The sequence below is a fragment of the Providencia sp. PROV268 genome (genome assembly GCF_028477805.1).
GTDB classification, from domain to species: domain Bacteria; phylum Pseudomonadota; class Gammaproteobacteria; order Enterobacterales; family Enterobacteriaceae; genus Providencia; species Providencia stuartii.
Map to the genome: position 1 here is coordinate 1 of NZ_JAMPLW010000023.1, position 12,764 is coordinate 12,764.

A 12,764-nucleotide genomic window follows, 5' to 3' on the forward strand; every position below is an offset into this window, starting at 1 on the left:
GACCCCATATTCCCCTGAGAAATATTTATTCAGTTTAGTATTATTTAACTCAACGGACAGGTAAAGCAGGTTTTTAGTGGGAGGATAGCGGGTTTATTGGCTTACAGTGGCGTCCCCTGCAGGAATCGAACCTACAACTAGCCCTTAGGAGGGGCTCGTTATATCCATTTAACTAAGGGGACATAAATTATGTTACAACGTCCGGCATTCTACTTCTGACTTCTAATTGAATCAAGTTGTTACGTGGAATTTCTTTTATAAAAGAGTAATAAACTATAGTTTTAGGTGATCTTTTGCGCGATATGTTAATGAAACTATAAAAACACGTAATGTTATTATTGAGGGTAATTATGGCGTGAATTGCTCATCCTATGCAGGGATAAGCCGTAAATCGAGATTCGCATTTTTGATGAGTAATGCTAAGTAAACTCAGTGAGCGCCGATGTTTATCGCTTATCTTAAAAAGCCCATTCTAAGCCTCGTGAACACTGTACTGTTTATTACTCCATTGTAACGGATACAGTTAGCCAATCGTGCATTTGATCACTTTTCTTATAAAAACAATATACTTAATAATGTATACTTAGCGTTATGGTTGCTTGGTCATATTGAGCACTCAAATTGGTTAACAATTATATTTATTTGGTTTTAATATAAACGCATTGGTTTATAATTTGAATTGAAGTGCCATGGCTGGTGGTACAGGGAATGGAGAGTATTATGAAGTTTCGCATGAGTGGCGTTCTTCTTGCGGGGGTTTTGCTTGTTGGGTGTTCAAGCTCAATTAATCCTGAAACTCAGGAGCGCTCAGATCCGCTTGAAGGTTTTAACCGAGCGATGTTCAATTTTAACTACAATGTGTTAGATCCCTATATCTTAAGGCCGGTTGCCGTTGCTTGGCGCGATTATGTACCTATGCCTGCACGAAATGGTTTAACGAACTTCTTTGTCAACCTTGAAGAGCCAGCCAGCATGCTGAACAGCTTTTTACGAGGTGAAGTCAGCCAAGGGTTTAAACACTTTAACCGTTTCTTCCTTAACACCGTCTTTGGTGTTGGAGGACTCATTGATGTAGCTTCAATGGCTAACCCGCAGTTAGCAAAAGAAGATCCTAAACGTTTTGGTAACACATTGGGTTACTATGATGTAGGTTATGGTCCTTATGTGGTGTTACCTGGTTACGGTAGTTTTACACCACGTGAAGAGGGCGGTAATTTAGTTGATGATCTTTACCCAATGTTGAGCTATCTGACATTCTGGATGTCGGCAGGTAAATGGGCCTTAGAAGGCATCGAAACGCGTTCCCAGCTACTCGATTCGGATGGATTGCTGAAAAATTCGTCTGATCCTTATTTGTTGATGCGCGAAGCATATTTCCAGCGAAATGATTTCTTATCAAGTGGTGGGGAGTTAAAAGCGACGGAAAATCCAAATGCCTCAGCTATCGAAGATGATTTAGATTCTATCGATTAATGACAGGAAGCTATCACTCTCTTTTGCTATGTATGGCATCAGAGAGTGATAAGAGTATTATTCATTGCCTCGTTTTCCTCGAGAAGTGATTGCATCAATCAGAGCAATAACACCTAAAACACCAATAAAGCCAACCGTAAACAGTGTTCCCATAAATACCTCCTCTCTATATCGTCATATTAACCTCTTTAGAATTAACGGTTAGCTTACGATTATTGCTTAAACGTTAATTTATTTTTCCTATATGCTAGCGGCGCTACGCCGAACCAGACAATGACTACATTGTACTAGGCGTAGTGACAAGAACATGCAGGGTGTGTGATGTTATGAAAATGAATTGCAAAACTATTTACAACGAAGTGATCGAGAAAGAAGAAATTGAAATAGTTTTACAGTGATAAGCCCGATAAATCATTAGTTAATACTAAGATAACATTCAAGCCACAATTTAATTTATAGATTTACAGGGATAAAAGTCAAGAGCACTTCAGGTCTGAACGGCCTCAAACTCACTTTTAGGGGGATTTAAAGTAGTGTATTTTTCTGTTTTAATAATTAATGGTTACTTATTATCAAGAAAATCGAATGTAAATTAGTTAATTATTTTGTAAAAAGGTAAATTTTTGGTGTGAGAGTTTTTATTTCTGCTTGTCCGTGTTTTCGGTTTATTGCAGCTACGACATATAAGATGGAGACAGTAACTAGGTTAACACTCTTTTTTATCCTTTTAGGACTAAAAAGAGAGATTGGTGCCAATTAAAATGAGTTATCGTTTTCATTAATGACGTTCAGAAGATAATGGGAGAATCATTTTAACGATTATGTTCCTTAAACAAGAAACCCCATGTAGAAAAGCATGGGGTTAGCTAACGGTTTGGCAGAGGGATCATCCCCTGTTATTTATTTGCATCGACACAATTAGAATGTGTAGTTGAAGTTCACACCATACAACCAGGCTGACCCTTCAGATTTAAACTCATAAGCAGGAAGTGGCAGTGCGTTAGTTTCTACTAGCTTCTCAGATATGTTGACTTTTTTACCGTACATATAAGAAATACCCAAGTCTACAGAAGCATTTTCATTAAATGCATAGGTTGTACCCGCACTTAACCAATAGCGATCTTGGTCTGGGATGGAAATTGAACGGTATTTTGTCGGTACAGGGCTTTCGTCATAGGCGATACCTGTACGGAATGTCCAGTTATCATCATAGTAATAGGTTGTACCTACTGCGAAACGCCAAGCATCTTTAAAGTTTTCAGCCTTGTGGAATAATTGCCTTCCATCACTACTACGATATGCTGTTAAATCTTTGAATTCACTCCAGCCAGTATAAGCTACGCTGTAGTGCAATGCCCATTTTGGAGCAACTTTATGGTAACCTGAGAACTCCCAAATATCAGGAAGGTTTAGGTCAAGCTTACCTTTGATTTTTTCACCATCAGTGCCGACAATACCAGCGCCATTAAGGTAAGGGTTATTACTTGGAAGGTCATTTGAGTACTTACCATCTTTAAACTTGACGGTAACTTTAGAACGATAGGTTAAACTAAAACGGTTATCTGGATTGAGTTCGTAGAGGATACCTGCGTTCCAGCCGTAGCCCCAATCATCGCCTGTCAGTTTTGCCATTGTGGTACTAGCAGGAATAGGTGGTAATCCAAGTTTTGGTGTTAATTTACCTAAATCACCTGCATGGCGAGTGATTTCAGCATCGGCATAAACCGCATTGACACCTAAACCAAAACTAAAGTTATCATTTAAACGGTATGCACCACTTAAATTTAAGTTGGCTGTTTTCAGGTCAGTTTTACCGCCAATAGGGCCTGCTGCATAGTTTTTACTAAAGTCAGTTGCGAGGCCAAAGTTGGTGGTCATTGATGTACCTACCGCCCACTTATCATTGATAGGGAAAATGAAATGCGCGTTAGGCACGAGAGCGCTTGGTGCAATATCATTTGCGGTTAAGTTACTGCCTAAAGGAGATGCTCCACGCCCTTTAATATCAACACTTGGGTCAATATAAACTGCACCGACTGAAATGGCTGGGCGATCAAATAACATCATTGCAGCAGGGTTACGACTACCTTCACTTGCGTTGTCACCGAGTGCGCCGGCTCCCGAAAATGCACGTCCGAGCGCAGATGTGGAATATTCATTAAGCAAAAAACCAGCGGCGCCCGCATTAGATGAAACTATTGCCACTGCTATTGCTAAAGCTGATCGAGTAAATAGGTTTTTCTGGCTCATGACCAAAACCCTCTTGTTTATTATGTATATTAGGCGACTTCTATCGCAAGAAGCGCAGAATTGTAGGGTCGCTTGCCTCTATGACAAATCAGACCAGTTACTAGAGTATAGGTCTGACCACCTCATATGTTGCAAGCATGTTTTTCGTTTATATACAAATTGTTTTCAAAATTGCGATGCATTTAACAAAATGGCAACATTCGTTGGGCGTAATTCTGTCATTGATGAGTATTTATGGGGTTAGATCAAACTTATCTCAGATAGTCAGGGAATAGGCTTGATATACACTGGTTTTTCTCTCTTTTTCAGCGTTATGATAGCAACTTAACAGTTTGTTGATTTGGAGAGTAAAATGACTGATGCGATTAACCGTTGTAGCGCGGAAGAAACTGCTGCTTGCTGCTGTGTAGATGTGGGTACAGTTTTAGATAATAAAGATTGCACTGCATCGTATCAGCATGTTTTCGCGAGCCATGAAGAAGCGGAATCTATGTTGAAACAGCTAACTGAAAAGGCCAAATCTGTTGAGTCAGAACCTTGTGCTATCGACCATTCCATCACCAATGTTGAAGGTGGTGTTGAGTTGTTTGCAAACTTTACTTTTAGTTGTGAAGCAGAAAGTCTGATTTTTCAATTAGGCTTACGCTAATCAAACAACTGATTAACTCTTTATCTCCTTCACTATAGTCTAATTGCGCTATAGTGAAGGTGTTTTTCTATTTAATTCCCTTTATTTTCTGCTCAACTCTTTTCTGCTTTCATTAATATTCATTAAGTTGTGTGCAAGCTCGCATTTTCTTAATGTCGCTATTTTCTGAATGTAACGTTTATGTTAACAATATTAAACAGGTCAGACCTCTTTAGCGAGGGTCAGCTAGCCACAAGCACTTTTTTAACAGGTTACGAGAATCGGTTAAATATAAATAAGTTACACCTATTATTTTAAAGCGCGGGTTTCACTTGTGGCTACAGAAACCAGCATGAAAGGTTTAGAGGTCATAAAAAACGGTTTATCACTTTTTAGCAGGAGCTACCATGAATCAACTTTCCCATCATGGCGAAAGCACTTATGCAGCAAAAGAGAGGATAGCAATTATTAGCGGCCTCCGTTTACCTTTTGCCAAGCAAGCCACAGCATATCAAGGTATTGCTGCGGTTGATCTGGGAAAAGCTGTTGTTGCAGAACTGCTAAGTCGAAGCGGTATTGAAAAACAACTTATTGAACAGCTGGTGTTTGGGCAAGTGGTACAAATGCCAGAAGCCCCGAATATTGCGCGGGAGATAGTGCTCGGTACAGGTATGAGTGTCTCGACGGATGCCTATAGTGTTTCTCGCGCTTGTGCGACGAGTTTCCAGGCTATGGCAAATATTGCTGAGAGTATGATGGCTGGTCATATCTCAGTTGGTATTGCTGGAGGTGCAGATTCATCTTCTGTATTACCTATCGGGGTTTCCAAGAAACTTGCAGCAACGCTTTTGTCATTAAGTAAAGCGAAGTCATTCGGGCAAAAGCTTTCATTGATGTCGAAATTACGTCTAAAAGATCTGTTACCTGTCGCACCCGCCGTTGCAGAATATTCGACAGGTTTACGGATGGGGGATACGGCGGAGCAAATGGCGAAAACGTATCACATCACTCGTGAGCAGCAAGATGAACTTGCGCATCGCTCACATCTGCTCGCGACCAAAGCTTGGGAAAGTGGTGTTTTGGAGCAAGAGGTGATGAGTGCTTACATGCCGCCATTCAAACAAGCCTTCACTCAAGATAATAATATCCGTACAAATTCAGTTTTATCTTCTTATGCAAAGTTAAAACCTGCATTTGATCGTAAACACGGTACGGTGACGGCAGCCAATAGTACACCACTGACCGACGGAGCGGCCGCCGTGCTAATGATGACGGAATCTCGTGCTAAAGCATTAGGTTATACCCCATTAGGTTATATACGTAGCTTTGCTTTCTCTGCTATTGATGTTTGGCAAGATATGCTGTTAGGCCCTTCTTATGCGACACCAATAGCGCTTAAACGTGCGGGGTTGACGCTACAAGATTTGACATTAATCGATATGCATGAAGCTTTTGCCGCTCAGACGCTAGCGAATCTTAAACTCTTTTCTAGTCGCCAATTTGCTCAAGAAAAATTGGGGTTATCAAAAGAAATTGGTGAAGTAGATATGGATAAGTTCAATGTGCTTGGTGGGTCTATTGCTTATGGTCATCCATTCGCTGCAACAGGAGCGCGTATGGTGACACAAACACTGCATGAATTACGTCGCCGAGGTGGTGGGTTTGGTTTAACAACAGCATGTGCTGCTGGTGGGTTGGGCGCAGCAATGATTTTGGAGGTGGAATAATGACGCACCATTCAGAAACAGGGGTTCAAGCAGGCCTCGTGCATGAAGCTTTTCGCCTTGAAGTTCATGCCCAAACAGTGGGTGTCATTTTCATTGACGTACCAAATGAAAAGGTCAACACATTGAAGGCTGAGTTTGCACAACAGTTCCTCTCTATTTTACAGCAAGCACAGTCGACACCTGGTTTAAAAGGATTGGTGATCACCTCTGGGAAAAAAGACAGTTTTATCGCGGGCGCGGATATTAGCATGATTGCTAACTGCCAAAGTAAAGAGCAAGCCAGTGAGTTATCTCGAGAAGGGCACCTGCTTTTCGAAAAGCTAGAAAACTATCCTTTACCTATTGTTGCGGCAATCCATGGAGCCTGTCTCGGTGGTGGGTTAGAACTTGCATTAGCATGCCATGTCAGAGTGTGCTCGAATGACGATAAAACGCGTTTAGGCCTACCTGAAGTCCAATTAGGCTTACTTCCCGGTTCAGGTGGAACCCAACGTTTACCAAAATTAATTGGCATACCAAATGCACTGGATATGATGTTAACGGGTAAACAGTTACGCGCGAAACAGGCACTAAAAATGGGGTTAGTGGATGATGTCGTGCCTGAAACCATTCTGTTAGATGTCGCTATTGCAATGGCGAAAAAAGGTAAAATCCAACGCGCGCCTATTCATTGGCAACATCGTTTATTAAGCAGTAATTTATTACGTAATAAAGTCTTTTCCAGCGCCAAACAAACCGTAATGCGCAAAACGAAAGGCCATTATCCTGCTCCAGAGAAAATTATTCAGGTTGTCAAAACAGGGGTAGAAAAAGGGGCTAAAGCCGGATATGAGGCAGAAGCCAAAGCGTTTGGCGAGTTAGTGATGACACCAGAGTCAGCCGCACTAAGAAGTTTATTCTTTGCGACAACGGCATTAAAAAATGAAACGGGCTCTAGTGCAAAACCACTCGCATTTAAGCAGATTGGTGTGTTAGGTGGCGGTTTAATGGGAGGGGGGATTGCATTTGTCACCGCAATGAAAGGTGATCTTCCTGTCCGTATTAAAGATATTAATGAGAAAGGCATTACCCATTCACTGCGTTATAGCTGGGATCTATTAACGCAAAGAGTTAATAAAAGGCGTATGCTTGCTCGCGAGCGTAATGCAGTGATGGCAAAAATATCGGGCACGCTAAATTATCAAGGGTTTGAGCACGCTGATATTGTGGTTGAAGCTGTCTTTGAAGATCTCTCACTAAAACAAAAGATGGTTGCAGAGGTACAAGAGGTCACCCACGGGAAGGCGATTTTTGCCTCGAACACTTCTTCATTACCTATTCATCAAATCGCTGAAAATGCAGCCCACCCTGAAAAAGTGATTGGCCTACATTATTTTAGCCCTGTTGACAAAATGCCTCTGGTTGAAGTGATCCCTCATCAGCAAACAGATGCAGAAACCATTGCGACGGTGGTGGCTTTTGCGAAACGCCAAGGTAAAACGGCCATTGTTGTGGGGGATGATGCAGGCTTTTATGTGAATCGTATTTTAGCGCCTTATTTGTGTGAAGCAGCTGAATGTTTAATGAGTGGCGAATCAATTGAACATATTGATAGTGCGCTTGTTGATTTTGGCTTCCCTGTTGGGCCATTTAACTTATTAGATGAAGTCGGTATTGATGTCGGAACTAAAATTTTACCTATTTTAGTCAATCGCTTTGGTGATAGGTTTAAGGCTCCTGAGCTTCTGGATAAAGTGAATAAAGACGACCGTAAAGGCAAGAAAAATGGGAAAGGCTTTTATTTGTATGGGCATCAACCCACATCTAAATTGATGTTCTGGAAAAAATCTAAAAAGCGTCAGGTAGATAGCAGTATCTATTCATTAATCGGTATTCAGCCACAAAATCATTTGAGCAAAATTGATATTGCTGAACGCTGTGTGATGTTGATGCTCAATGAAGCTGTTCGCTGTTTAGATGAGAATATTATCCAAAATGCACGAGATGGGGATATTGGCGCGGTATTTGGTATTGGCTTCCCACCATTCTTTGGTGGGCCATTCCGATATATGGATAACTTAGGTATTCAAAAAACAGTAGATACGATGAATCAGTTAGCTGAGCGTTACGGTGATAAATTCCGCCCTTGTGAACGCTTGTGTCAGATGGCACAAACAAATGAAACCTTTTTTCCAGCAAACAAAAGTTGAGTATTGTGAAGCCACTTTCAAGCAGCCATAACGGTGGCTTCTTTAATTAACAACCTGAAATACCACTTAGCGTACAACTGTGTATTTTAAGGTACGATGATGTAACCAAAAAGCCTGATGTATTTGCTTTAATATAGCAATCATCGGGTTTTTTATTGATTGAAAATAGAAAAAGTTAGATGGCCTCTAATGTAGTTAATTGGTAGGTCAGAGGGGCCGATGGGAGCGGGAGCAATAAGGTAATTAGGCCACTGCTGCATGCTTTTCAGACAAAATTAAACGCAAAAAATTACTTAAATCATTTTATTTGTCGGTAGTTTGATGCAGAATCACTTTTCGCCCCACTGATGGTGACTCTGACAATAAATTATTTTAACAAAAAGATTAGCCAGTGCTATTTGCTAGGCTACTCAGATGGTGGATTATGCAAGTTTATATTATGCGTCATGGTGATGCCGCACTACAGGCCGCAAGTGATGCGGCAAGAGCGTTAACTCAAAAAGGGAAAGATGATTCGGTATTGATGGCTCAATGGTTGAATAAACGTCATCCAGAGATTGATCATGTCCTAGTAAGTCCTTATCTTCGAGCAGAGCAAACACTACAAACTGTCCGTGAGCATCTTAGCCTACCTGAACAAGCTACGGTAATGGAGATGTTAACACCCGGTGGGAATGCGGCATTTGTGGCAGATCATATTCGTGACCTAGCAATAATGGGAGCGAATGCCGTATTGGTGGTGTCTCATCTACCTCTTGTCGGGTATTTAGTTTCAGAGTTATGCCCTCATGAAGCACCTCCGATGTTTATCACTTCTTCGATTGCCTGCATTGAAATGGATGTGAAGCACCATAAAGCCCATTTAGATTGGATGCTCAGCCCAGCTCAATTACTCTCAGTCAATCAGTAATGGCGACCAGTTAGCCCCTAGGGGCTTTTAAACGGTCTGTTGTCGTGATGAAAAATGGCTAACGTTGTATTGTGTAATATGAAGACGCTGAAAATTGCTAGCGCCTAATGTGTTCTTGAGTTTCAATTAATAAGAGTAGTGACGCATTCCCGCCCCATTCTTTAGGTGCTTGATGAAAAGCAAGAATATCTGGGTGTTGGGCTAACCACAGGGGCGTTTGCTGCTTTAAAATATGCTTACCATGGCCGTGCATAATGCACGCACAAAAGACATTTTCGCGTTTACATGCGGCAATCAGCGCCCCAATTTCCTGTTTCGCTTCTAATTGCGTTAAGCCATGCAAATCAAGAAAAAGTTCAGGAACATAATCGCCTCGACGCAATTTTTTCAGTTCGTAAGGGCTAGAGCCGGGTTTCAAATAGCGAGTTGGACCTTCATCTTCCAATTGAGGTTGAAATTCATCTGAAAAATAAAATGAAGCATCGATTTGTTCTTGTTGGACTTTTTTACTTGAAGGATGAGTGACTTTTGTTCGCACAGGAGTATGCAAGATTTGATCTTGTGCTATCTTTTTTGTGCCGCGAATAGCTTCTTTAAATAGATGAATGTCATCTTTGTCTAATTCAAATTTATTTTTCATTCGATTAATTATCTTAGCTAGCTGTTTAATTATCTTTTTCAGATAGTACTTATCTACATTAGTGTAACCTATTTTTGGTGACGAAGGTTATAGCTGTGGATTATAAGATTTAACTAACAAAATTTTAACGTTATGGGCAGTTTACATTGACAATTGTAGCCGTATTGACTAATTGTATATACATATATATACCTGTTATCTATTGCAGTGGTAAATGTACTTATTAAACCCATAGGATCTGTTATGTCATTTAAAACACTTGCTCATGATGTCGTCTGGCGAAATGGCCGCATTGCTACAATGGATCTGGGATCTAACGTGGCATATGGACTCTTAGAAAATCACGATATGGTCACGCGAGAGAATAAGATCGTGGCGATTGAACCAAAAGGTGAGTTAGATACAGCTAATTGTAAAGTAGTGGATCTAGAAGGGCGCTTAATTACACCAGGTTTAATTGATTGCCATACGCATTTGGTTTTTGGTGGCAATCGTGCGGCCGAGTGGGAGCAGCGGATGAATGGTGTCTCTTATGAGACTATTAGCCAACAAGGTGGTGGGATTAACTCTACTGTACGTGCCACGCGAGCGTTAAATGAAGATGAACTCTATCAGGTTTCACAACCGCGATTAGAGGCGCTGATCCGTGAAGGTGTCACAACCATTGAGATGAAGTCAGGCTATGGCTTGGATTTGAAGAGTGAGCAAAAACAGCTCATGGTTGCCAAAAAATTAGCCGAAGCATACCCAGTAACAGTCAGTTCAACTTTGCTATCAGCGCATACGGTACCGCCTGAGTATAAAGATAAAGCTGATGAATATATTGATCTAATTTGTACGGATATTATGCCAACATTGTGGCAGCAAGGGTTATTTGAAGCCGTTGACGTCTTTTGTGAGACGGTGGGCTTTTCGCTAGAACAGAGCCAAAAACTATTTGCAGCCGCACAAAAATTGGGGATCCCAGTCAAGGGGCATGTTGAGCAGTTGTCCAACCTTGGAGGCAGCGAACTGGTTGCTAGTTATCGGGGGTTGTCGGTTGATCATATTGAGTATCTTGATCTTAATGGTATTCGTGCACTAAAAGAGAGTGGAACAGTAGCCGTTTTACTTCCGGGCGCCTTTTATTTCTTGAGAGAGAAAAAATTGCCACCTATAGAACTGTTGCGTGAACATCAAATACCAATGGCGGTATCAACGGATTTTAACCCTGGCACAAGCCCTTTCGCTTCACTACGTATGATCATGAATATGGCTGCTGTACTATTTAGATTAACACCTGAAGAAGTATGGGCTGGAGTTACTTGTCATGCTGCGAAAGCATTAGGTCGCGAGGCAAGCCATGGACAGCTTAAGGTCGGCTATCAGGCTGACTTTGTGGTTTGGAATGCGGTTGACCCCGTTGAGATGATTTATGAGCAAGGTAGCCAGCCATTATATATGCGAGTTTATCAAGGCAATATTAGTCATCATAACTCATAAGTGAATTAAAGTATCAGATAGTTTGCACGCTGGTGGAGTAGGAACGGGATGAGAATATAAACCGTTCCTTCAAATAGAATAATGTCGATAAAATCAGCTGATTATTAGTTATTTTTGTTAGAAATTCATTAAATCATAAAATTCCTATTGTTTGGTGTTGCCAACATTATCAATTTGTTGTGTGGTAATATATGCCGTAAGGGGTTTTTGTTAGCCTTTAATTGGTAAATAGACTTGTAGGATATTTACAGAGGGTTAAGTTTTATTTGCGACTGTCAGAATATCCGCTATTTGATAGCACAACTTAATAGTATAACGGTAACCCTAAGTTTTTACTTTAAGGGTTTGGCATTTTACTTTTTAAAATGGAAACGATTGTGACAGCAGAAAAAAAAGGTAATAGAGACAACCCGATCCCGCTCTATTTGCAAGTAAAACAGTTAATAACAGAAAAAATCCATACAGGTGAGTGGCAGGCGAATGATCGTGTTCCCTCGGAATCTGAATTGGTCAAACAATTCGAATGTAGCCGTATGACGGCAAATCGTGCATTAAGGGAGCTGACAGCAGAAGGGCTGTTAGTTAGGGTTCAAGGGGTCGGTACATTCGTCGCAGAGCCAAAAGGCCAATCAGCGCTATTTGAAGTTCATAGCATCGAGTCCGAAATTCTGGCAAGAAATCATCAATATAGCTGTAAAATTATCAAGCTAGAAGAGGTTGCTGCATCGGTTTCGTTGGCTGCGGAATTGAATATCGCCCCTGAAACAAGGGTATTCCATTCAATTATTATTCATTACGAAAATGATGTACCAGTGCAAATTGAAGATCGGTATGTCAATGCGCTAGCGGCTCCTGATTATCTACAACAAGACTTTTTGACCATCACTCCTCATGACTACCTTTCAATGGTGGCGCCATTAACAGAAGGTGAGCATATCGTTGAGGCCATTGAAGCCGATGAGCGCGCCGCTAAATGGCTGAATATTGCGTTAGGCTCTTCTTGCTTATTAATTTCAAGACGTACATGGTCCCAATCATTTGTGGTGACTAGCACGAAATTATTATTTCCGGGGCATCGCTATAAATTGAAAGGGCATTTTACCTCTTAGTATCTCAAGGCAACGCTATTTTATGGGGTTGCTTTCCTAGCGTATTTTATCGAATAAATGTTGAAAATTACGTCTATATTGACCATGAGTAGAAGGTTTATCTTAATCTCATGGTGAATTTTGATATTTCCCGCTAAAACCCTTGAAAGATGTGAATTAATTGTAAATTTAATGTGATCTCACTGGCAGATTTAGAAGAAAATTTAACCACCAATTTGATGTGGTTTTTTCATAATCCATTGAAATATAATATGTAATTATTATTTATCTGCATTTCATTCTCAATTTTGATGTTAAATAGGGTATTGATTGTACATGTATATACAACTATACCTATATAAAGACGTTATCAGTAC

Annotated in this window: 9 protein-coding genes and 1 tRNA gene; 7 read left to right on the forward strand and 3 right to left on the reverse strand. The window is 40.7% G+C overall.

What is annotated here, in order from left to right; genetic code table 11:
• Positions 1-107: 107 nt before the first annotated feature.
• Positions 108-182, reverse strand: a tRNA-Arg gene (locus PR699_RS15645).
• A gap of 538 nt (positions 183-720) precedes the next feature.
• Between PR699_RS15645 and mlaA the strand changes: the two genes are divergently transcribed.
• Positions 721-1,473 (forward strand): phospholipid-binding lipoprotein MlaA, encoded by a 753-nt coding sequence (mlaA, locus tag PR699_RS15650; RefSeq protein WP_014656294.1) that lies wholly within the window; start codon positions 721-723, stop codon positions 1,471-1,473.
• 918 nt (positions 1,474-2,391) lie between these two features.
• Here mlaA and fadL read toward each other — a convergent pair.
• Positions 2,392-3,723: a long-chain fatty acid transporter FadL gene (gene fadL, locus PR699_RS15655; protein WP_014656293.1), complete on the reverse strand. Its 1,332-nt coding sequence runs from the start codon at positions 3,721-3,723 to the stop codon at positions 2,392-2,394.
• A 352-nt stretch (positions 3,724-4,075) separates the two neighbouring features.
• Here fadL and PR699_RS15660 point away from each other — a divergent pair, with 352 nt between their 5' ends.
• From PR699_RS15660 to sixA, 4 genes are all read left to right on the forward strand, one after another.
• Complete coding sequence (locus PR699_RS15660) at positions 4,076-4,372, forward strand: YfcZ/YiiS family protein (protein WP_014656292.1); 297 nt, start codon at positions 4,076-4,078, stop codon at positions 4,370-4,372.
• Positions 4,373-4,758: 386 nt separating this feature from the next.
• A complete protein-coding gene (gene fadI, locus PR699_RS15665; RefSeq protein ID WP_004921245.1) occupies positions 4,759-6,078 on the forward strand; it encodes an acetyl-CoA C-acyltransferase FadI in 1,320 nt (439 codons plus the stop codon).
• Entirely contained in the window at positions 6,078-8,267 is a 2,190-nt protein-coding gene (gene fadJ / locus PR699_RS15670) for a fatty acid oxidation complex subunit alpha FadJ (protein WP_014656291.1), read from the forward strand. The genes fadI and fadJ overlap by 1 nt, the downstream gene beginning before the upstream one ends.
• Before the next feature lie 424 nt (positions 8,268-8,691).
• On the forward strand, positions 8,692-9,177 hold the full coding sequence (gene sixA, locus PR699_RS15675) for a phosphohistidine phosphatase SixA (RefSeq protein ID WP_004921240.1): 486 nt from the start codon (positions 8,692-8,694) through the stop codon (positions 9,175-9,177).
• Between the two features lie 97 nt (positions 9,178-9,274).
• On the opposite strand, the gene smrB is transcribed toward sixA, so the two are convergent.
• Positions 9,275-9,817, reverse strand: a complete 543-nt coding sequence (gene smrB / locus PR699_RS15680; RefSeq protein WP_004921238.1) for an endonuclease SmrB — start codon at positions 9,815-9,817, stop codon at positions 9,275-9,277.
• A gap of 243 nt (positions 9,818-10,060) precedes the next feature.
• Here smrB and hutI point away from each other — a divergent pair, with 243 nt between their 5' ends.
• Together hutI and hutC are read left to right on the forward strand one after the other, a co-directional pair.
• Positions 10,061-11,299: an imidazolonepropionase gene (gene hutI, locus PR699_RS15685; protein ID WP_014656290.1), complete on the forward strand. Its 1,239-nt coding sequence runs from the start codon at positions 10,061-10,063 to the stop codon at positions 11,297-11,299.
• Positions 11,300-11,664: 365 nt separating this feature from the next.
• The gene (gene hutC, locus PR699_RS15690; RefSeq protein ID WP_004921235.1) at positions 11,665-12,408 is read left to right on the forward strand and encodes a histidine utilization repressor; all 744 of its coding nucleotides are present in this window, start codon (positions 11,665-11,667) and stop codon (positions 12,406-12,408) included.
• The last annotated feature ends 356 nt before the right edge of the window (positions 12,409-12,764 follow it).

Bases quoted from the DNA above. Each gene is read 5' to 3' on its own strand.
- mlaA (WP_014656294.1), top strand. From the start codon at position 721: ATGAAGTTTCGCATGAGTGGCGTTCTTCTTGCGGGGGTTTTGCTTGTT.
- fadL (WP_014656293.1), bottom strand. From the start codon at position 3,723: ATGAGCCAGAAAAACCTATTTACTCGATCAGCTTTAGCAATAGCAGTG.
- PR699_RS15660 (WP_014656292.1), top strand. From the start codon at position 4,076: ATGACTGATGCGATTAACCGTTGTAGCGCGGAAGAAACTGCTGCTTGC.
- fadI (WP_004921245.1), top strand. From the start codon at position 4,759: ATGAATCAACTTTCCCATCATGGCGAAAGCACTTATGCAGCAAAAGAG.
- fadJ (WP_014656291.1), top strand. From the start codon at position 6,078: ATGACGCACCATTCAGAAACAGGGGTTCAAGCAGGCCTCGTGCATGAA.
- sixA (WP_004921240.1), top strand. From the start codon at position 8,692: ATGCAAGTTTATATTATGCGTCATGGTGATGCCGCACTACAGGCCGCA.
- smrB (WP_004921238.1), bottom strand. From the start codon at position 9,817: ATGAAAAATAAATTTGAATTAGACAAAGATGACATTCATCTATTTAAA.
- hutI (WP_014656290.1), top strand. From the start codon at position 10,061: ATGTCATTTAAAACACTTGCTCATGATGTCGTCTGGCGAAATGGCCGC.
- hutC (WP_004921235.1), top strand. From the start codon at position 11,665: ATGGAAACGATTGTGACAGCAGAAAAAAAAGGTAATAGAGACAACCCG.